The sequence below is a fragment of the Arsukibacterium ikkense genome (assembly GCF_000987775.1).
Taxonomy (GTDB): domain Bacteria; phylum Pseudomonadota; class Gammaproteobacteria; order Enterobacterales; family Alteromonadaceae; genus Alishewanella; species Alishewanella ikkense.
Genome location: NZ_LAHO01000003.1, coordinates 177,898 through 199,128, shown reverse-complemented (window position 1 = coordinate 199,128; position 21,231 = coordinate 177,898). Strand labels below are relative to the sequence as shown.

The following is a 21,231-nucleotide window of genomic DNA, read 5'->3' as shown; positions in this document are numbered from 1 at the left end:
ATAAGCAGATAGAATGGTTACAATACCCCGATTAACCCCGGGGTATTTTTTTATTATCAAAGGCACCTATGTTTTATTCTTTAGCTAAAAAAGTCATGTTTTCCTGTGATGCTGAACGCTCGCATAACCTGGCGTTGGGTAGTTTAAAGCGCTTAGCCCATACGCCGGCATCATTATTGTGGCGCCAGCAGGTTGCCGCTAAACCGGTAACGGTTGCCGGAATCCACTTTGAAAACCCACTGGGGCTGGCAGCCGGGCTGGATAAGAATGCCGATTGTATTGATGCTTTTGGTCAGATGGGCTTTGGCTTTATTGAGGTTGGCACGGTAACGCCATTGCCGCAGGCTGGCAACGACAAGCCACGAATTTTTCGCCTGCCTGAGGCTGAAGCCATTATTAACCGGATGGGCTTTAACAACAAAGGGGTCGACTATCTGGTTCATAATGTTAAAAACGCCAGTTACAAAGGTGTGTTGGGCATTAATATCGGTAAGAACAAAGATACCAGCAACGAGCGCGGCAAAGATGACTATGTTAGCTGCATGCGCAAAGTGTATCCGCACGCCAGCTATATTACGGTCAATATTTCATCACCGAACACCCCGGGATTACGGGATCTGCAGTTTGGTGATGCCTTGCTTGATTTACTGATGACGGTGAAGAATGAACAGCTAGACTTGCAAGCACAATACGACAAGTATGTGCCTGTTTTTGTTAAAATTGCTCCGGATATGGATCAACTGGCTGTTAATCAGGTGGCTGAAACCTTACTTAAAAGCAAAATGGATGGCGCTATTGCGACCAACACCACCTTAGACCGTTCTTTAGTAGAGGGCCTGGCGCATGCCGAAGAAGCTGGCGGCTTAAGTGGCTTGCCCGTGCAGCAAAAAAGCACGGATATTATCAGACAATTGCGCCAGGCGGTGGGGACAGAGCTGCCCATTATCGGGGTAGGGGGTATCAACGACAGCGCCTCGGCAAAGGCGAAGTTAGCTGCGGGTGCCAATTTGTTGCAAGTTTATACCGGGTTTATTTACCGGGGGCCCACTCTGGTAAAAACGATCGTCGATGGCTTATAAAGATCAGTTTACGATCCTGCTTTATTATAAGTAATTAATCTTTAACAAATTGATCGACCTGCTATAGTGGTGAAAACCATAAAGTAATTCAATAACTTGATTGCAAGGGATTTGACGATGTTAACGCCATCAGAGCGCTGGAGCTGGACGTACTGCGCACAACGCGACCGCTTACTGCTGGATATCAGCGAGCAGTTGCAGTTTTGCTCTGAACTTAGTGCAGCGCAATTAACCGAAAAGCCGCAAGCTAAACCGTTGTCAATGGCCGAGGCGCAGGCATTCTGGAACTTCCGTGACAGTCTGCAGCCGCTTAACCTGACAGACGCCGGTTTACTTGAACTTTGTTTACATGCCCTTGCTGCTGGTTTTGCGCAGCAAGCCGGCCATAAAAGCTGGTATTTTGCTGAGCAGGCGGCTGCTGCTGTGGCAGAATATCAGTTGGTACAGCTTGTTGGTATGCACGGCCCGATCCCGGCCCTGGTATTACAACGTGATGGCGACTGCGCAAGCTGCTTATTATTGACAGAGGGATATAGCCTCAGCGGTAAGCTGTTAAAGCGTTGTAGCATTCTTCGTTTATTGTCTAACCGCTTAGCCCCGGTTAGGCCCAGCCAGTATTTTGCTCAATCAGCCTGACTCATCGTCAGTTTGCCGCCAGCGTGCTAACATAACAACTCAATTCAGCAAAGTCTGCGTTTAATGTTTAAAATTAAAGCACTGTTAACTAAGGCATTTGGGGCAGCACACATTCCAAAGAATGTTGTAGAAAAAAAGCCTGGCAAACGCCGCCGGCTATTGTTTTTGCTGCTGGCGTTATTTCACACGCTGGGCGCACTATCATCCTTAGATGCGTTAATGTCGTCCCGAACCTCGCAGGGCAGTATTGCCTGGATTATTTCATTAAATACCTTTCCTTACGCTGCGGTGCCCGCCTACTGGGTATTTGGCCGAAGCCGCTTTCAGGGCTATGTTATTTCCCGCAAAGAAGCGGACAATGAACTGTTCAGTAAGCATCAGCTGAAAACGGCTAACGTTGAGCAATATTTAATGGCTGCTGACAGGATCAGAGGTAATATTGCTGCAATAGAGCAGCTGGCGAAATTACCATTTCTATCCGCTAACCATGCAAAATTACTGATTGATGGCGAGCAAACTTTTGCCAGTATTTTTGATGGTATCCAGCGTGCTGAACACTATATCCTGGTACAGTTTTACATTGTGCGTGACGATACGCTTGGCCGGCAACTGCAACAACTGCTGATAGAAAAAGCCCGTAGCGGGGTAGCCGTGTATTTTTTATTTGATGAAATTGGCAGCTATCGCTTGTCTAAGCGCTATATCCGGGAGCTGGATGAGGCGGGGGTCGCTGTACGGCCGTTTCATTCCACCAAAGGCCCCGGCAATCGCTTTCAGCTGAATTTTCGAAACCATCGGAAAATTGTCATTACGGATGGCCATTATGGTTGGTTGGGCGGCTTGAACGTTGGAGACGAATATCTGGGCCAGGATCCCCGATTTGGCGAGTGGCGGGATACCCACATGCGGCTTAGCGGGCCGGCGGTACTGAGCCTGCAACTGTCCTTTGTGGAAGATTGGTTTTGGAGCAGTGAGCAACTGCCAACATTAAACTGGCAGGCAAAACCAGCCAATGGCGCCGATATGCCGGTGCTAATAGTCCCTTCCGGCCCGGCAGATCGCTTCGAGACGGCCAGCCTGATGATCCAGCATGCGTTAAACAGTGCCACTGAGCGGATTTGGATTGCCAGCCCCTATTTTGTGCCGGACGAAGGTACCATTGCGGCATTAAAGCTGGCGGCATTACGCGGGGTTGATGTGCGGATCCTAATCCCGGAACGCACCGATAATATGTTAGTGAGTTTAGCGGCCTATGCCTTTGTTGCACCGTTACTTGATGCCGGGGTGAAGATTTATCGTTATCAGCAGGGTTTTTTACATGCCAAAAGCTTTTTAGTTGATGATCAGATTAGCGCTGTGGGTACGGTTAATTTAGACAACCGCTCGTTCCGGCTAAATTTTGAAATTACCGCGCTGGTGGCTGATATCACATTAAATGCGCAATTAAGCCAACAATTCCGGGCTGACTTTGCCCTGTCGCGTCAGATGAGCCTGGCCGAAGTGCTTAGTCGCCCCTGGTATAAGAGGGCCGCCTCGCAGGCAGCAAATTTACTGTCTCCGGTACTGTAAAGTACCAAAGCACTGATGCTAAGTGCCGCATCAGTTATATTTATTATCTTTTTGCAAAACAGGAGTAGCAGGTGGCGACCGCGCTGAATAATCAATATCACAATTGCCAGCAATTTGAACAACTGACGGCACAAAGCCTTAGCAATGGCAGTTTCAGCCGTTTGTTACTTAGCAAATATCAGGGCTCTGAGCCGCTGCTGCGTCTGGAAATCAGCCCTGTGCTGTTAAAAGGTGAGCTGCAACTGCGCTTTTTATCGGAATATCAAACCAACCATATTACCAGAAACTATACGATAACCGACGGTTTGGTGCAGCTGTCTGTGCTGCTGCAGGGCAGTTTTAAACAGGCGCACTTATTTACCACCGAGCAGCAGTGTCAGTTGTCAGTCAGCAAAAAGGGCAAGTATCTGTTGCACAGTCAACGCCAGCAGGCCAGCGCTGCAGCAGCATCGCATACGGCGCACAACCGTGAAAAGCGGCGTTTTGTCGAACAAAACCGGCCATTTCTGGCAGCACTGGGCGTGACAGATGCGCAAGGGCAGATTATTCCGGCCATGTCTAACAAATGGAAACAAATTAATAAATTTATTGAAATACTGCAAGGTGCCGTGCAAGACAGTGGTTTGTTACAAGCAGAAACTTTACATGTGGCAGATTTTGGTTCAGGTAAGGCTTACTTAACCTTTGCCATGCATGATTACTTTTGTCATACCCTGGGCTTAACCGCGCAAATTACCGGGGTAGAGCTGCGGCAGAGCCTGGTTGATTTATGTAATAACACCGCTACCACACTGGCGCTGGACGGGTTACAGTTTGAACAGGGTGACGTAAAACATTTTAAAGCCCGTGGCATTAATGTGATGGTGGCATTACATGCCTGCGATGTGGCCACCGATTATGCCATCCATATGGGGATCCGCACCGGGGCTGAGATTATTATGTGCTCACCTTGCTGCCATAAAGAAATCCGGCCGCAAATGCGTTTGCCAGACGTGATGGCGCCGATGCTTATTCACGGTATTCACCTGGGGCAGGAAGCAGAAATGGTCACCGACAGCTTACGGGCGTTATTGCTTGAGGCTCATGGCTATCAAACTAAGGTATTTGAATTTATCTCGCTGGAGCATACCAGCAAAAATAAAATGATCCTGGCAACCCGGCGCAAGCAAGCCAAAGATAACCATAGGGTATTGCAACAAATTGCCGCTATTAAACAGTTTTACGGCATCCAGCAACACACGCTGGAGCAACTACTGCTCAGTTAAGGTCATCGTAATATTCAGAAATTTAGCGGATAGGTCAGGTATTCAATATAGCGGCTTTGGTCAAGCGTCAGTGGCAATGCTTGCCATAATTGTTCGGCAATAGCATTATGCTGCTGGTAAAATTGCTCGCTTAACATCAGGTAGCCCACCGAGTAATACACCGGCGGCTGTAAAATTTTTAGGGGCAGGGTATCTATTTCCTGCTGATTACCAGCAACACTGTTTATTTCACAAGTGACAGTAGTGGCATCAACCCGACCGGATACTACTAACTCTATAGCTTGTTCGGGTGAATGCGCCCCCACCAGTGTCGCATGCTCCGGCAGCGGCAGTGGCCGGTAACCATGAGGTCTGGCGATGGTCAGCCCGGCTGTGGTATCGCTGATTTTGTGGGGCAAGTCATTATTAAATCGATATGCCAGACATAACGCATTGGTATTAATGGCTTTGGCCGGATCAGGTTGACCGTATGCATCGGTAGGGTAACGGGTGTAATGAGCACGCTCTGCACTGTAGGCTGCCACTAAGGCATCAACCTGGTTTTCCTCTAGCAGTTGCAAGCAGCGCAACCACGGCATCCTTAGCAACTCTAATCCAATACCTGCAGCAGCGGTTGCTTGTTGCAAATGCTCAATGGTCGCCCCCGGGTTTACTGGTATGTCAGCGTTATTACCGGCGTAATAAGGCAATAATTGCTTATCTTCGTAGCAAAACCGCAGGGTTAAACCGGCAGTATTTTCAGCTGGGGTAATGGTGGCAACGGCAGGCACTGCAAAACCCGCAAGTAACAAAGCAAAGCAAATTGCGAAAATAAGCCGGGCAAGCGGCGGGATAATTTGCCAAATCAACTTCAAAATAACAACCTCTAACTTCACATCCAAGAACAAACTAAGCAATTACATTGTTTATCAGTATAGTGTTTATGCTGGTGAACTTCAGGCTAAACCAGCCTCGTTTATCTGGCAATATCTGCTACTGTAAATTAGTGCTTTGTTATGGCTAAACTTATCGTTTACCATATTTTACAGCTAACGTATCCGGGGTTTAGGTGTTAAAACACTTTATTACTAATAATCACCAGTTCAAACCTACCGATCCACAGTATCGTCAGGTTTATCTGATCAACGGCATGCTGCTGGGCATGGTGGTGGTTTTTACATTTTTCTTTTTTATCAATCTGGCATTTTACGCATTGTATACTGTTGCCTTGCTCGATTTTATTGGGGCGGTGCTGGCAGTGACAATACTGCGGCGCTTTCAGTTATTACATCATGTCCGCCAGGCGGCGTATCAAACGGTATTACTGCTGGCCCTGTTTTTATTAGGTTATTTGGGTTTTACTGCGCCACAGTTTTACTCGTTGTACTGGCTATGTATTTTTCCGCCGTTAGCATTTTTCTTACTGGGTAGCCGGCTTGGCCTGATTGCCACAATGTTGTTTATGGCATTGTTAACGATGTTGCTAAGTTGGCGCTCTGCTTCCTGGCCAGCAGACAGTTTTGGCGCCGAAGCATTATTAAATGTTGCTTTTGCCTCGATATGTCTGGTGTTGTTAGTGCATTATTATGAAGTCAGCCGCAATGAAGTAATGCGGGCTTTAGCCATACAACACCGGCAACTGCAGCGGTTGTCTGTTACCGATACCCTGACCGGTTTATACAACCGCAGTAAGCTCGATGCTATTTTAAGCCAGGAAATTTCCCGCTCAATCCGCCATCAAAGCCCGTTTAGCGTTGTGCTGGCTGATTTAGATTTTTTTAAAGCAGTAAATGATAACTTTGGCCATATGGCAGGTGATCAGGCACTGATGTCCTTCGCCGGTATATTATTGCAGCACTGTCGCGAGCTGGATGTGCCGGGGCGCTGGGGCGGCGAAGAGTTCTTGATAGTTTGTCCGCATACCGACATCATCGGCGCAAAACAATTGGCCGAGCGGATCAGAGCCGCGGTGGCGGATTATGATTTTGCCCATGGCAAGCAACTGACGGTGAGTCTTGGTGTGGCCAGTTTTATCCGTGATGACGATGCCAGTACCATTTTAAAACGGGCTGATGATGCGCTGTACCGGGCAAAAGGCAAAGGCCGTAACCGCGTTGAAATATAACCACATACTGGCTTTTCAGGTCTCGCGTAACCATTATTTTCACTCAGGATAAGGCTTTTATGGATTTTCAGTTTACGCCGCTTACTATTGCAGTATGGGTGATGGCCAGTGTGCTGCTGCTGTTGCTCATTGGCCTCTCTGCTAAGCAACGACGCCAGCGCGAGCTGCAATTAAGTCTGGCAAAAAGTGATAATCACACGCAGTTATGGCAACAGCAGTATCAGCAGCTGCAACAACAGTATCAGACATTACAACAGCAACATCAGCAACTGGCTATAGAACACGCCAGGCTAAGTAGTACCCTGCAGGAAAAACAACGGCATTTTGACGAACAATTGCAGCTGCTGCAGCAGAACAAAGCGGTGCTGAAGCAAGAATTTGAATTACTGGCCAATGATATTCTGGAGCGCAAAGGCGAGGTATTTAAAAACCAGAATCAGGAAAGTATGCGCCAGCTGTTGACGCCATTGCAGCAAGATATGCAGGGCTTTCGGCAAAAAGTGGAATACCTGCATACCGAAGAAACCAAGCAGCGCTCTGAACTTAAAGCCGAATTAAAACAGTTACAGGCGTTAAACCTGCAAATAACCACCGAAGCCAGCCAGTTAAGTAAAGCACTGCAGGGCGAGCGGAAAACGCAGGGTAACTGGGGTGAGCTGATGCTGGAAAATGTGCTGGATAACAGCGGCCTGCGTGCCGGCAAAGATTATCAGCGCGAAGCCAGTTTTAATACCGACACGGGTCGGCAACGGCCTGATGTGGTAATTTTTCTGCCGCAGGGCAAGCATTTAATTATTGATGCCAAAACCTCGTTATCGGCCTATACCCGCTATGTTAATGCCGAGGACGATAGCGCACGGCTGCTGGCATTAAAGGCACATATCAGTGCGGTAAAAGATCGGATTAATGAGCTGGCCGACAAAAACTATTACCAGATAGCCGGTTTAAACTCGCCGGAAGTGGTGTTTATGTTTATTCCGATAGAATCAGCCTATGTGGCGGCATTGCAGCATGACAGCCAGCTGTTTCAGCAGGCACTGGATCGGAATATTCTGGTCACCACACCCACCACCTTACTGACCAGCTTAAATATCGTGCGCCAGTTGTGGCGCTTTGAAGATCAAAATAAGCATACTGCGGAACTGGCGAATCGCGCTGAGAAGTTTTATCAGAAATTAAAAACATTTTTAGACAGCATGCAAGGCGTTGGCCGCCAGCTGGATAAAGCCCGGGAAAGCTATGATAAAGCGTTGGGGCAATTAGTCACAGGCAAAGGCAACCTGATCAAACAAGCCGCAGAGTTTAAAGAGCTGGGAGTGGCCGTTAAAACCGAACTTGACCCGGAACTGGTAGAGCGGGCCAGGCTAGAGCTGGATGTTAATATTACTGACAAGGACTGATAGTTTATTGCTGCCAGACCGCTGCCGCTAACTCACTGACTGGTGTACTGCAGCCTTGTTTTAGCCACCTGGCAATGGCCGGGGCCGGATCAGGCAACGGGTAGGGTGTTGCAGGGGCTTGTGCCAACCAGTGCTGCAACAGCTCTGGCATAAATTGGTTAAATTGTAGTGCTTTGCCCATTTTCAGCAGGGTGTGGCTGTTATACGTTTGTTCAATCTGGCCTGCTAATGGCTTAATCAGTAATTTTTTGCCGGCAATTAACGCCTCGCTACATAAACCAAAACCACTATTACAAATTACGCCGCTACAGTGTTGTAAATCCAGCGGAAATGCGCTGCGACTAAGCGGCAGTAGCGTGACATTTTGCTCCAGGCGCATTTCACTGACATTACTGTACAGTTTGAACTGCCAGCTGGGGCATTGTTTTAGCCAGTTAAGCACCACTGACGTTTGTTCAAAAGGTAAGTACACCAGGATAAAGGGAACTTGGGGTATGCTGTGGTGGCCGTTATCGCCAGGCGCAGTTGCTGACGGCAATAAGGGCGGCAATAAGCCGGGAAAGTCAGGTTGCCAGTGCACCCCTAACATATGTTGGGCCGGGGCAAAGCAGCTAACTGCGGTTTTTAGCCAAGCCGCTGACTGCTTACCGGCCAATGGGTAACGCAAAGCATACTGCCGGGCTAATCCTACAGTTAATATCCTCTGACGCTTTGCGGCCCAGGCGCTAACCGGTTCAAAATCGGTTAACACCAGATCATACCCTGACAAATCCAGTTGTCTGACATCACGATAAAATTGCCAGGGTCTTAACTGGCTCAGGGTAGCCAGCCGTTGTACTTTACCGTTTGCCGTGCTGAAGGTAAAACCATTAGCCCAGCGATAGTCACCGAACAGCTCCATATCAAACAGCTGCTGTTGCGGGCGGCCGCTAAACAGAAAATCTACCTCAATATCTTGTTGCTGCAAGGCCGGTAATAAGGCTCTGGCCCGGGTAATGTGGCCGTTACCGGTAGCCTGCACGCCATACAGTATTCTCATTGGCTGGCTGTCATATTGTGCTAACGCCGCTATTTAGCACAATTAGCGCAATAACGCTGCCAAGGCCGGCACCGGCCAGAATGTCGGTGGGATAATGCACCCCCAGTAGTACCCTGGACACGCCGATACCAGAGGCCAGCAGCAAGTAACCGGCAGTAAATTCAGGATAATAAGCCGCCAATAACCAGGCAAACATAAAGGCGGCAGCGGTGTGGCCTGACGGAAAGCTAAAACGATCAGACGGGCGGATCCCGGGCGCCCAGCCATGTTGCAGCGGGCCTTTTGGCCGTTCACGTTGAACCGCATTTTTAAGGAGCAGGTATAAGGGAAGTTCAATCGCGAAGGCCAGTAACGCATGCTGCATAAACTTGCCGCCCTGGTTTTGCTCAAACTGCCAGAGCAGTAACGCAATAATCAAATACAGCGGGCCGTCGCCGCAGCGCGATAACCCCAGGCTGAGTTTTTTTACCGAGGGTAACTGGCCAATTAAATTAACGCGGAAAAACATCCGGGTATCCAGTAAAGTCAGTTTTTGCAATGTATTCATGGCGACTATCTCTGGCGAAACCTGCCACCATTAAAGGTGTTCTAAATGACATCCCCATGAAAAACAGATGAAACATTTATGACTACCCGTGCTAACTAAGTCCGCTAAGCCTGGCTAAGTACCACAAAAGGTCCGGTTCACCCGTTGCTGCTCATTTGCAGGCAGCGCCAAAGCCGCATACTCCGGATTAGCAGTAAAGGGCTTGCGCCAGGCTTGCTGCAGCTGATTAAACACACTGAGATCACCGTGCTCAGTGGCCTGCGAGATAGCTTGCTGCACCAGATGATTACGAGGGATCAAATAGGGGTTTACCTGTTGCATGCTCAGAGTGCGCTGCGTTGCGCTTAAAGCCTCACCGGCTAACCGGCGTTGCCAGGCACTAAACCACTGTTGCCAACTGTGCTTGTCGCTAAATAAGTCCCCGGCAAGCTCAGGCGTATCCAGGCTTAGCTGATAGAACAACAGGCTAAAGTCGACCTTATCCTGTTGCATTAACTGCAGCAGGCTGCTGATCAGCTGTTCATCCTCTTCCCGGGCAGGCACCAGGGCGAGTTTTGCGCTCATTCTTTGTAAATAGGCGGCCTGATAACGCTGGCTGAACGTTTCCAGCGCCGCCGTGGCCATAGCGATAGCCTCTGGCTGGTCTGCATGCAGCAATGACAGCAGGGTTTCTGCTAAGCGGGTCAGGTTCCATAAGGCAATGGCGGGCTGATTAGCGTAAGCATAGCGGCCGCGCCGATCAATAGCGCTGAATACCGTTTTTTCGTCATAGGCTTCCATAAAGGCACAGGGGCCGTAGTCAATGGTGTCACCGCTAATGCTCATGTTATCGGTATTCATTACGCCATGAATAAAGCCCAGGCTCATCCAGTGCGCTACCGTGGCAGCCTGCGCCGCAATCACGGCTTCAAGTAACGCCAGATAAGGCTGCGGCGCCTGAGCACAAGCAGGGTAGTGACGAGCAATCACATAGTCGGCGAATTCAGTTAATAGCCCCTTGTTACCTTGCGAAGCAACATATTGAAAAGTACCAATCCGGATATGGCTTTTGGCCACCCGGCTTAAAATAGCACCGGGCAGCGGCTCATCCCGATAAACCTGTTCACCGCTGCTGACAGCCGCCAGCGCCCGGGTAGTGGGTACCCCCAGAGCATGCATGGCTTCACTGACTAAATATTCGCGGATCACCGGCCCCAGCGGTGAGCGGCCATCGCCGCCTCGGGAAAACGGTGTTGGGCCGGCGCCTTTTAACTGTAGATCATAGCGCTGGCCTGAACGGCTGATCACTTCGGCCAGGAGCAGCGCCCGGCCATCACCCAAGCGCGGCACATAATTGGCAAACTGATGGCCGGCATAGGCTTGCGCCAATGGCTGACACCAGTCTGGCAAACTATTGCCTGCAAACATTGCCAGGCCGGCAGCGCTGGCCCGGTATTGCTCAGGTAACGCCAGTTCTTCGGCCAGTGGTTGATTAAACGCCAGCCATTCTGGGGCGGCAACCGGGGTAGGCTGGCATGGCTCAAACAGGCTGGCAGGTAAGCCTTGATAACTATGTTGGACGGTAAATTCAGGCATAACAGCCTCAGTAACAGAATAATAGTTGAGTATTTTACTCAGGAAATGCCTGCGAAGCCAGCCTTGCTGTAAATGGCTGAATTAATGATTAAATATATAAACGCGTAACCGATTTGGTTACGCGTTTCAGGCTGTCAGCCGCTATACGGGTGTTTTGCCGGCAATAAACCCTGTCTGCTGGCGATTGAACGGTTTTCGCTTGTTATCCGCGTAATGATCAGTTCCAATCAAATCCATTATTTACCGTTAATTTAAGTTATGAAGGTTTGCTTATGATGCTGCGAATAGTGATGGGTTGGCTGTTGTTATGCTGCTTTGTGGTGGTTGCACAGCCGCGGGGCATGCAAGCTGAGGATTACTATAATTTTGTGTTTGTAGCCGATCCGCAGTTATCACCTGATGGCAAGAACGTGGCCCTGGTGCATAGCACCATTAGCGAGGATAGGCGCAAGCGCCACAGTAACCTTTATCTGGTGGCAACCGAGTCTAACAGCGCCCCACAGCAGCTGACTTTTACCAACAGTGATCGCAGCCCGCGCTGGTCTCCGGATGGCCGGCAACTGGCGTTTATTTCCGGCCGGGGCGAGGGCCAGCAGCTATATCTGCTGCCGATGAGCGGCGGTGAAGCCCGTGCTATTACCGGGTTAAAACAAGCGGCTATTCGCGATTTTAGCTGGTCACCGGATGGCAAACAGCTGTTGCTGACCCTGATGGTTGACCCGGCGCTTGCCGACCCGGCTAAACCAAAAAGCAACAGCGAGCAGGCCGAGCCGGATATCGTGGTGATCCGCAATGCACTTTATAAAAGCAATGGTGGCGGTTATCTGAATGAGCGCCGCTCGGCCTTATGGCTGCTGGATGTTGAGACTAAGCAGCTGACTAAACTGACCGGTGATGCACGCTGGCACGATCATTCGGCGCAGTTTTCGCCAGACGGTAAGCACATTGTGTTTGCCTCTGATCGCAGTGCCGAGGCGCTTGAGGGCAGCATGCAGCAGGATCTGTATCTGTATCAGCTGGCCGACGGCAGCGTCAAGCGTGTAGATACGCTGCCAGGGCAGGCCAGCTCACCGCAGTGGTCAGCCAATAGCCGCCAGCTGTTGTATCAGTATCAGGCTGATTACTTTACCCCGCAGCAACTGGTGTTGCACCAGCTGGCCGATAGCACTAACACTGTGGTGGCCGCCGATTGGGATCGCAACGCCAGCAGTATGCAGTGGCTGGGTAATGAGCGGGTGTTACTAACCGCAGATCACCAGGGGGCGCGGCCGCTGTTTGAGCTGGACCTGCGCCGTGATCAGACCCAGATCCGGCTAAGTGCACAGGGCAGCATCTCTGATGTCAGCTTATCAGCCAATGCCAGGCAGTTAAGTTATTTGTGGCAGGATGAACAAAACCTGCCGGAGGTGTGGTTTCAGGATGGCAACAAAGCCCCGCGGCAGCTAACCCGCTTTAATCAGGCCCTGTTATCAGAGTTAGCCTTACAACCATTGCAGTCGTTCTGGTTTGAACACGAGCAGGGTAAAAGCCAGGGCTTTTTGTTAAAACCGCTTGGCTGGCAAGCGGGTAAGGCTTATCCGCTGGTGCTGAATATTAAAGGCGGGCCCGGTGGTATGTGGGGCCAGCAGTGGTTTCATGAGTTTCAGATGATGGCCGCTGCCGGTTATGCGGTGGTGTTTACCAATTACCGGGGCAGCACCGGCTATGGCTTTGCCCATCAAAACGCAGTGCATGCCGATTACGGCGGCGTTGATTATCAGGACAATATGGCGGTGCTGGACTCTGTGCTGGCGCAGCACGACTGGCTGGACCCTTCGCGCTTATACATTACCGGCGGCAGCCACGGCGGCTTTTTAACCAACTGGGCCACCACCCAGACTAACCGCTTTAAAGCGGCGGTAACCCAGCGCAGTGTCAGTAACTGGTTATCTGAAGCCGGTAGCCAGCAATACCCACCCAATTCGATGCAGCGGGAGTTTGCCGGCACCATCTGGCAGAACTTCGAGCTGTACTGGGGCCGCTCGCCGCTAAAATACGCCGATAAGGTGACCACCCCAACTTTAATTATTCACAGCACCGACGATCATATAACGCCGATTGGCCAGGGCGAAGAGTGGTTTTATGCGTTAAAAGCCAATCAGGTGCCGGTAGAAATGGTGGTGTTTAAAGGCGAAAACCACAGCCTGTCCAGAAGCGGCACCCCGGTTAATCTGGTAGAGCGCCTAAAGCGCATTCTGGAATGGTTTGAGCGCCATGGTGGTTGATAAAATATTTCTTCGTGATCTAAATTAGGGCGAGCATGGCTTCACTTTTTGAAGCCATAGCTTGTTACTGTGCTATCCCATTAATAGTGATGAGGATAGCCAATGGAACAAGTCTTTTTAAAGCCACTTTCTGCCGACGCTTATCATATTAACCCTACGGTATCGGCTGATTTAGCCATTGCCGTGCGTTGGGTGTTGCAAATACAACAACGCTATTATCGTTACCGTTGTGCTAAAGCGCTTGAATTTCTGGGCTTTAAAGAAGAGTGTGCCAGCCAGTTGCTCACCGATGAGTCAGCAGTGGGTTATGGCGGCATTATTACCATTTTGGATGATTACATTGCAGCCCAGCCGCCGCTATCGCTGGATAGCAATATTGCGCAATTTGGCCAGTTAATTGGTTTAAGCAAACTTGAAGTGAGTATTTTTCGCTTTGTGTTAATCGCCCGGGCCTGGCGTTTAGTGTTCAGTGATGTGCGAGCTTCGCGTTACTACGCCACCAGTAATGATGTATTTGAACTGGTGGCCCATTGCATAAAAGCCGATGCCGATGAGGTCGAAGTAGCGCTTATGCCCAGCTCAACCTTAGCGCTATGTAATCTGGTTACTATGGAGCGGGGCGGCGATTTGGCTGACCAATTCAGATCGCTTCGGGTGTTCGACAAGTTATTTGCTAATGACTGTAACCCTAATGACTTACTGCAAAAGTTTAGCCACACCGCTGACACTCCGAAACTTAAACCTGCCGACTTTCCGCACCTGGCTGATGCCGTGCAGCTGATGCAGCGTTTGCTGTCTTATGCCCTTGCAGAGCGCCAAACCGGTGTTAACTTTTTACTGTATGGCCCACCGGGCACTGGTAAAACCGAACTGGCACAGTGGCTGGGCTATGCGGTTAGCCAGCATGTTATGGGGGTAAGTGCGTTTTCCGGGGTAGATGTACATGGTGCAAAGTCCAGGCTAAATGCGCTGCTTATGTGCCAGCGTTTATATGCGGCCAGTGGCGATAGGGTGCTGATATTCGATGAGGCTGATGACGTTATCCCCAGCCAGGTCGGTATTACCGTGGGCAATAACGATGCGCTTAAAATGGCCATCAACCAATTACTGGAAACCAATGCTACGCCCTGTATCTGGATCTGTAACAGCATTCGGCACTTTGACGCGGCTCAGCTGCGGCGTTTTAACCAAATCATTAAAGTTGATACACCACCGCAGGCGGTTAGGCAAAATATTGCTGAGCACTATCTGGCAGATACCGGTGTCAGCAGTAGTTACATTGATGCGCTGGCCACCGATGAGCATATTACCCCGGCCTTGCTGGCGCGCCTGGCACAAAGCCATGCCGCAATCCAACATACTGACACCGCGGATAAACAGCGCGACTTTGATTTAATGCTAAATCCACTACTACAAGCGCGTTTTGGCCGGCGCCGGCGTGACGCCAGCCAAACTGAGATTAACCCGGCTTACTACAACACCTCAGTTTGTATGGCTGAACTAACCAGGCAATTTAAGCAAACGCCTGACTTACGCCTGTGTTTATATGGCCCACCGGGTACCGGAAAAACCAGCTTTGCCGGTTATCTGGCCGAGCAGGCCCAACTGCCTTTAGTGCAGAAAAATGCCAGTGAATTGCTGGGTAGCTTTGTCGGTGAAACCGAAAAAGCCATAGCAGAGGCATTTGCAGAAGCAGAGCAAGCTGGCGCCATTTTGTTATTGGATGAGGTGGATACTTTTCTGGGCAAACGTCAGCAGGCCGAGCGGCACTGGCAAAAAACCATGACCAATGAGCTGTTAGCGCAACTTGACCAGTACCAGGGCGCTTTGGTGTGCACGACAAATTTTATTGAGATGCTCGACCCTGCTGCTGTGCGCCGTTTTGACTTTAAAATTCAGCTGGATTATTTAACCGCTGCTCAGGCGGGGCAGCTGTTTACGGAGCTGCAGCAAACCTCGGGGTTGCAGGTGCTGTTAAGCCCATACCAGCAGCAGCTTGCCACACTTAAACTCACCCCGGCAGATTTTGCTATCATCAAACGGCAAATGCGCGTGCAACCAGGCGACGCCATAAGCAGTGACGTTATTATTCAGGCATTAGCAGCAGAAGCGCAGTTCCGACAACCGCCAACCTCAGCTCTGGGCTTTGTACATTAAGCTTTGTGCAACAAGGAAGTTGTTGTATAACAACCCTAATTTATCTTTGGCAGGGTATTCTATGGAACCGCTGATTGATGCCATTTATCGCATCTTACCCACTAACGCTGAGCATGCGCTAAGCGCAGCCGCATTGTCTCGTAAGCTTGCAGAGCATGATGCGTTAATGCTGTGTAATACGGCCAAACTAAAAGCACAAAAAGTACGCCGGCAGTTAGATAAACTCGAGGCTGATAAAGCCGGAAAAATTTTTGTCGGGCAGCATGGTAAAGAGAGCCGGTACTGGAAGCTTTGCCAGCCCGAGCAACAGCTAAGTTATTTGTTGCAGCAATTAAGTTTGTTTCAGGATGTGATAAAGCAGCGTTTACCCGCCTCGCAGCAACAGCAACTTAATGATGTAATGCAAAGCATGCCAGGCAACAAAGGCAACTGGCTGCGTAAAATCTATATTGCCCCTTCCAGTGTCTGGCAAGCGCCCAGGCTTGATCCTGCGGTAACCGCGGTGGTTTATCAGGCGATTGAGGAAGATAAAGTATTCAGTTGTGATTACACCACCTTAGATGGTATCACCCGTCGCCAAACGCTGGTGCCCTGGGGGCTGATGACCAAAGCCGAAAAGGTTTATGTGCTGGCGATTAGGCGCGGCAGTACCAAGCCGGCACCGATAACTTATGCCCTGATCAGTATCCGCAATGCTGAGCTCGGTGAGAGTAAAACCTTACTGGAAGGCTTACCGCCTGCTACCGATTTACGCACGTATTGTGAAGCGCACAATATTGGCTCTTTCGCATCAGAAGCAGAGCAAATTAAATTAGTTGTACGTTTTTATGGTAACGCCGCGCGCAATATCAAAGAAACCCCGTTAAGTGACGATATGCAGGTGCAGGAAATTAATCAGCGCTGTCGGGAGGTTAGCGCAACGGTGCATAACTCAATAGAGCTGAGAAAATATCTGCGCGGCTTTGGTGAGCAAGCCGAGGTAATGGCCCCGCCAGAGTTACGCCAGCAAATGGTCGCAGAGTTACACGCTGGGTTAGCGCGCTACCACAAAGAATAATCTGAATAGCTTACAGATGGCTTCATTAATTGAAGCTGTCTATTGTTAACCTTGCCTCCAATGCTGGTTTAAGCCACCAGCCCAAACCCACCGGAGGTCTGTATGCATGACACTGTCGCCCTGTTTAAAAAACTGGTTATGCCACTTAAACAACTTGGTTTTCACTCCGAGCGCCCACTTCTGCCTATAGTGCGCGAGTTAACCCAATATCTGCCGTTATCTGAAGAGGCTAAGTTGCTGTTAAGTGCAGCACTTGCCGCTGATTTACAGGTAGAAGAAGACTTCGATAGCACAGAGCAGAGCATTACCAAAAATTTTGCATTTTATGGTGTGCATTACGATAGCGCTACCGCTGATATTGTGTTTACCCGTGCAGAAAACGCTGAGCTGCTCCGGGTATCCCGCAGCCAGGCCGTGGGTTTGCCGGTACCCATTAAAACCGAGTTTCAGCAAATCTACTTTGGTTACCTGCTGCGCCGGCAACTGCTGCGCCAGCATGATGTGCTGGTCGTTACGGCTTGCCAGATTGAGCGTAACGGAGGTAATCAGTATGAAATTTAATAACAGTGATGTGTTTACTGCGCTTATTTTTTTGCTGGCCGATGCCTCGAACGAGGCGGCAGAGCCCAAAAGGTTACGGGACATGTCAATGCCGGCAGCACTATACAGCTTGTTTGAAACCGCCTGTATCGGTTTTGGTTGGTTGTTGTTCTCCATCTTTATGGGGCTCGGCTTTGAAAGTGATCTTGCGGTGTTAATTGTCTGGTGCTTTGGCGCTGCCCACGTAATTACCCGATTATTTTTTATCAAACAATTTAACCAGTTTATTGTTGATTGCGAAAACGAAGTGACAGACTAACCGCCAGCAATCAACCGCATCCAGTAACATAAGAGGTATACATGATTATTTTTATTCACGGTTTCGGCTCAGATGGCCATGGCAGCAAAGCCACGTTGCTGCGCCAGTATTGCGCTGAGCACAATATCCCCTTTATTGCGCCATCCCTATCAACCATCCCGGATCTGGCCATTTCTACGCTGGAAGAATTAATTGAGCAGTGGCAACAGCATGAGCAAGTTAAGCTGATTGGCTCATCCCTGGGCGGCTTTTATGCCATGTATCTGGCCAATAAATATAGCTTGCCAGTGGTGCTGATCAATCCCTCAATGGCACCCGTTTTTACCCTTAGCAAAAAAATTGGCCAGGGCATTAACTTTCATGACTTTACCAGCTTCGAATGGTCAGATAATCATGTGCAAAGCCTTGATAAATATCAGTGTTCTTTCAGTGGACAACACTGCTTATTATTGGTACAAACGGGCGATGATGTACTGGATTATAAACTGGCAGTGGACAAACTACCCGACGCTAAGCAGGTGATAGAGCAGGGTGGTAACCATGGGTTTGAAGGGTTTGAGCGGTATGTTGTTTCAGTAGTTAAACATTAATTTTTATTTAAGGATTGTTTCGGTGGAAAATATAGCAAAAATAGTTGAACCGATTTTTGATGCTACTTTAAATTTATATGATTTCAGTAAGTATCCGTCCTCTGTTTATAACGAAGCAAAGGAGCATTTTCCAAAGTTAACTGTTTCCAATGAACTCATTGAGCGCTCTCTATTATGGAAGTGGGGACATGTTAAAAAAGATAATTATCCACAAAAGCATAAAGAGTTGATTGCAGAAATCCAGGCTTTTTGGCCAGAATTTAAAGCAAATCTGACTAATGATCCTGAACTGACATTTAATTGGTGGCAAAAAAAACTTGTTAAAAAAACAAGGTATATATCGATAGCTTACTTAACGCACTTAATCCACAACCAAAGCAATTTACCTATTATAGACCAGCATAACTTTAGGGCAATGAATGATCTTTTTATCAGAGCAGGACATGATTTTTTACCTAAAAAGAAGCCTTCCAATTGGGACGACATTGTTGCACTGAAAAAATTCATGGCAGCTTTACAATTATACTTTCCAAAGCGTAGTTTTGCAGAAATTGACAGGTTCTTAATGATGTATGGTCGATATCATGCTAAACGGTAGCTAACTTATGATATTTATTACTAAGATTAAAATTTGCTGCGCCTCCGGGCGCGCTTCTATTTTGCGCCAAGTCTGAATTCAGAACTGCCACACTACAGATTGTGGTTGCAGTTACGCGTCCTTTTTAACTTATTTAAAAGAAAGGCTTTAAAAACAAAAAATTTTATTGGAGAATTTTAGCCGGGTTAGGAAGTGGCTTGCCAGATAAAATCGCATTAATGTCAAATCGAAAGTACTGTTCAACTAGCAAGGCAATATTATTCTGGTTAATATTTGGTACCTCCTCATAATTTTTTTTACTATAAATACTCAATACGGCATCACGGATAAATAAAAATCTGTCATCTACTATCATGGAAAATCTTAAGCTATTGCTGAACGGATAGTAGTTGTCAGCCGCAAAACGGTTGTCAATGCATTGCTGGATCTCAACAGGGCATTTAGGTTTAAGATCTAACTGCATTTGGAGTTTCTCTATCCCTTTTTTCAGCAGAAAAATGTTCATCACCTGATGATCTATCTCACTTCTGTATCGCATGCCAAAGCAGTTGTACTCAACAGGGCGATCTGCCGGGAAAAGTTTTATAGCTGGCCAGCCATTGCCGACGTCTGCGAAGTAGGTGTGGTTGCCAATAACCACTCTTACTAAGCGGTGAATTTCTTTACCACCAATTCTTGCAGAATGCAGACAACCTTCAATACCTGCTTTTTCCAATGCGCCCAAGTAGCTTTTTGTTTTATCAGAACAAGTGCCACCATAGGCAGGGTTTATAGGGACAACTTTTAACAAATGGTACAAATTATGAAATGGCTGACTTTGAAACTGTTGCATCAGGATGCGTTCAGCTAAAGCCAGTTGCTGCTTTGCATTTTGGCTCATCGGTGTTTCGCTCCGCGCTTGGATATAGCTTCATCAAATACCGGGTAGCGATGAAAGTAGGTGTGTTCTGGGCAAAAGTTAAATTCCTGAAGCCATATATCCCTAAGCGCTTCTTTTTCGGATTTGCCACTTTTACTAAGATGATTTATTACCATGGCGCGAATGCCGCTGCCAACGTCAAAAGAGGTTTTTGGTCTTAAAGCAATTTGCGCAGGTAGTAAATCAGCAAATAAATTTCGCAGCGCTGATTTGTTAGTGCCTGCAGAATAGTAATCTTTGAATGGCATATTCTGCGCAATTTCTCGCACTTTTTTATCCAGAAATGGACACCTGGCTTCAACACTATGTGCCATGCTACACAAGTCTAAGCGGCGCAATTCGGTAAAGTGCATGTCGTTCAACAATGCTGTTTGCATTACGCGCCATTCTCTTTCAGGAAGATACTGATGGTAGCCGGCGAATAGCTCATCGGCACCTTCACCGGTAATAACAACTTTTATACCCTCGCTGCTGGCTGCAGCAGCCAGCAAGTATGTTGCGAGGCCATTGCTTACAATAGAAGGGTTATAACTTTCTGTAGCGCGCACAATCTTTCGGATTAAATCAGACATCTGCCCAGGAGTTGGCAATGGAATATAACGTACGTGTTGCAAATTTAAATGGTCAGCTAGTAACTGCACCATCTGTATATCGGTACTGCCATTATTGCCTAGTGCAAAGTAAACAATATCATTACGCATATGCTGGCTAATGGCAGCGATAATAGAGCTATCCAGGCCACCACTTAAAAACAGCCCTGTTGGCTGCTCAGTTGCCGGCAAACGTTTGGCAACCGCCTGAGTTAGCGCCGCAACAAGGGTATTACCTCGCTGAAGTTTTACAAGCTTATGTTTACGCCTATGGCTTAAAGATGCTGACTTAAAATCAAGTCGACTGATACCTAGCGGTACATGTTCAAACCAGCTAATTTCGTCAAATACCTTTAATTCACTACTAACAAAAATTTCAGTACCCGACACACCATAGAATAAGGGCTTTTTTCCAATGTGATCGCGAAACAGTATTGCCGTCTCTGTATTTTTTTTGTAGATAACACCAGAATAAAAGCCATCCAACTTTGTCAACACTTCGTGTGAAATTTTGGCGTAAATAGGGAGTACAACATGCGTGTCGCATTCAATATCAGGGGGTAGGCCAAATTCTTTGATTAAATTTTTAAAATTATATATCTCACCATTAAAAGCGCCTACAAGGTTTATGTGGTGGTATGGTTGACTACCATTTTCACTGGTATCGTTAATGGCTAGGCGGCTAAATCCTATAGCTAATTTTCCGTTTTCGCTTGACCAGCAGTGTTGGCTATCTGGTCCTCTATGCTGCATTTTAGCAAGTATTTGAGGAAGGCGACTTTGCGCTTCAGGGCCACGTAATAAAATAATGCCGCACATATTAATGACTCCACAATTTCATCTGAGTCAGGGCAGACTCGCCGTAGCTTTTCGTTGAGCGATAGTCCAATCGGTTAAAAAACATACTCGCTAAATTTTCCTTTTTTAGGCTTTTTATGTGGCATAATTGGCATCAATTTTACGCATTATCAGGTGCAAAATCT

The 21,231-nt window shown here is 48.2% G+C and carries 19 protein-coding genes; 13 read left to right on the top strand and 6 right to left on the bottom strand.

Annotated features, from left to right (window positions below; genetic code table 11):
* Positions 1-68: 68 nt before the first annotated feature.
* The 4 genes from pyrD (at position 69) to WG68_RS04585 (ending at position 4,549) form a co-directional block, all read left to right on the top strand.
* Positions 69-1,079, top strand: a complete 1,011-nt coding sequence (pyrD, locus tag WG68_RS04600; protein WP_046556471.1) for a quinone-dependent dihydroorotate dehydrogenase — start codon at positions 69-71, stop codon at positions 1,077-1,079.
* A 117-nt stretch (positions 1,080-1,196) separates the two neighbouring features.
* On the top strand, positions 1,197-1,715 hold the full coding sequence (locus tag WG68_RS04595; protein ID WP_046556470.1) for a cell division protein ZapC domain-containing protein: 519 nt from the start codon (positions 1,197-1,199) through the stop codon (positions 1,713-1,715).
* 63 nt (positions 1,716-1,778) lie between these two features.
* Positions 1,779-3,284: a cardiolipin synthase gene (gene cls / locus WG68_RS04590; RefSeq protein WP_046556469.1), complete on the top strand. Its 1,506-nt coding sequence runs from the start codon at positions 1,779-1,781 to the stop codon at positions 3,282-3,284.
* Positions 3,285-3,355: 71 nt separating this feature from the next.
* Entirely contained in the window at positions 3,356-4,549 is a 1,194-nt protein-coding gene (locus tag WG68_RS04585) for a class I SAM-dependent methyltransferase (RefSeq protein ID WP_083981794.1), read from the top strand.
* Between the two features lie 14 nt (positions 4,550-4,563).
* Here WG68_RS04585 and WG68_RS04580 read toward each other — a convergent pair whose 3' ends face one another.
* Positions 4,564-5,403 (bottom strand): substrate-binding periplasmic protein, encoded by an 840-nt coding sequence (locus WG68_RS04580; RefSeq protein WP_200897535.1) that lies wholly within the window; start codon positions 5,401-5,403, stop codon positions 4,564-4,566.
* Between the two features lie 194 nt (positions 5,404-5,597).
* Here WG68_RS04580 and WG68_RS19030 point away from each other — a divergent pair, with 194 nt between their 5' ends.
* Together WG68_RS19030 and WG68_RS04570 are read left to right on the top strand one after the other, a co-directional pair.
* Positions 5,598-6,653 carry a GGDEF domain-containing protein gene (locus WG68_RS19030; protein ID WP_052748965.1) on the top strand — a complete coding sequence of 352 codons (1,056 nt, stop codon included), beginning with the start codon at positions 5,598-5,600 and terminating at the stop codon, positions 6,651-6,653.
* 59 nt (positions 6,654-6,712) lie between these two features.
* Entirely contained in the window at positions 6,713-8,053 is a 1,341-nt protein-coding gene (locus WG68_RS04570; RefSeq protein ID WP_046556468.1) for a DNA recombination protein RmuC, read from the top strand.
* A 4-nt stretch (positions 8,054-8,057) separates the two neighbouring features.
* On the opposite strand, the gene WG68_RS04565 is transcribed toward WG68_RS04570, so the two are convergent.
* From WG68_RS04565 to WG68_RS04555, 3 genes are all read right to left on the bottom strand, one after another.
* Positions 8,058-9,092, bottom strand: coding sequence for a glycosyltransferase family protein (locus tag WG68_RS04565; RefSeq protein WP_046556467.1), 1,035 nt, complete (start codon positions 9,090-9,092; stop codon positions 8,058-8,060).
* A 10-nt stretch (positions 9,093-9,102) separates the two neighbouring features.
* Positions 9,103-9,639 carry a phosphatase PAP2 family protein gene (locus tag WG68_RS04560; protein WP_052748964.1) on the bottom strand — a complete coding sequence of 179 codons (537 nt, stop codon included), beginning with the start codon at positions 9,637-9,639 and terminating at the stop codon, positions 9,103-9,105.
* Positions 9,640-9,753: 114 nt separating this feature from the next.
* A complete protein-coding gene (locus WG68_RS04555; RefSeq protein ID WP_046556466.1) occupies positions 9,754-11,214 on the bottom strand; it encodes a protein adenylyltransferase SelO in 1,461 nt (486 codons plus the stop codon).
* A 272-nt stretch (positions 11,215-11,486) separates the two neighbouring features.
* Here WG68_RS04555 and WG68_RS04550 point away from each other — a divergent pair, with 272 nt between their 5' ends.
* The 7 genes from WG68_RS04550 to WG68_RS04520 all read left to right on the top strand — a co-directional run bounded on the left by WG68_RS04550 (position 11,487) and on the right by WG68_RS04520 (position 18,739).
* Entirely contained in the window at positions 11,487-13,478 is a 1,992-nt protein-coding gene (locus WG68_RS04550; protein ID WP_052748963.1) for a S9 family peptidase, read from the top strand.
* Between the two features lie 102 nt (positions 13,479-13,580).
* Positions 13,581-15,635, top strand: a complete 2,055-nt coding sequence (locus WG68_RS04545) for an ATP-binding protein (RefSeq protein WP_046556465.1) — start codon at positions 13,581-13,583, stop codon at positions 15,633-15,635.
* 61 nt (positions 15,636-15,696) lie between these two features.
* Positions 15,697-16,692, top strand: coding sequence for a helix-turn-helix transcriptional regulator (locus WG68_RS04540; RefSeq protein WP_046556464.1), 996 nt, complete (start codon positions 15,697-15,699; stop codon positions 16,690-16,692).
* Positions 16,693-16,794: 102 nt separating this feature from the next.
* Positions 16,795-17,253: a hypothetical protein gene (locus WG68_RS04535; protein WP_046556463.1), complete on the top strand. Its 459-nt coding sequence runs from the start codon at positions 16,795-16,797 to the stop codon at positions 17,251-17,253.
* Positions 17,243-17,551 carry a hypothetical protein gene (locus WG68_RS04530; RefSeq protein ID WP_046556462.1) on the top strand — a complete coding sequence of 103 codons (309 nt, stop codon included), beginning with the start codon at positions 17,243-17,245 and terminating at the stop codon, positions 17,549-17,551. Before WG68_RS04535 ends, WG68_RS04530 begins: the two co-directional genes overlap by 11 nt.
* Positions 17,552-17,592: 41 nt before the next feature.
* On the top strand, positions 17,593-18,141 hold the full coding sequence (locus WG68_RS04525) for a YqiA/YcfP family alpha/beta fold hydrolase (RefSeq protein ID WP_046556461.1): 549 nt from the start codon (positions 17,593-17,595) through the stop codon (positions 18,139-18,141).
* Between the two features lie 22 nt (positions 18,142-18,163).
* The gene (locus WG68_RS04520; RefSeq protein ID WP_046556460.1) at positions 18,164-18,739 is read left to right on the top strand and encodes a hypothetical protein; all 576 of its coding nucleotides are present in this window, start codon (positions 18,164-18,166) and stop codon (positions 18,737-18,739) included.
* 163 nt (positions 18,740-18,902) lie between these two features.
* Here the strand turns inward: WG68_RS04520 and WG68_RS04515 are convergent, their stop codons facing one another.
* Both WG68_RS04515 and WG68_RS04510 read right to left on the bottom strand, forming a co-directional pair.
* Complete coding sequence (locus WG68_RS04515) at positions 18,903-19,619, bottom strand: arylamine N-acetyltransferase family protein (RefSeq protein WP_046556459.1); 717 nt, start codon at positions 19,617-19,619, stop codon at positions 18,903-18,905.
* Positions 19,616-21,067 carry an asparagine synthetase B family protein gene (locus tag WG68_RS04510; protein ID WP_052748962.1) on the bottom strand — a complete coding sequence of 484 codons (1,452 nt, stop codon included), beginning with the start codon at positions 21,065-21,067 and terminating at the stop codon, positions 19,616-19,618. Before WG68_RS04510 ends, WG68_RS04515 begins: the two co-directional genes overlap by 4 nt.
* Positions 21,068-21,231 lie beyond the last annotated feature (164 nt).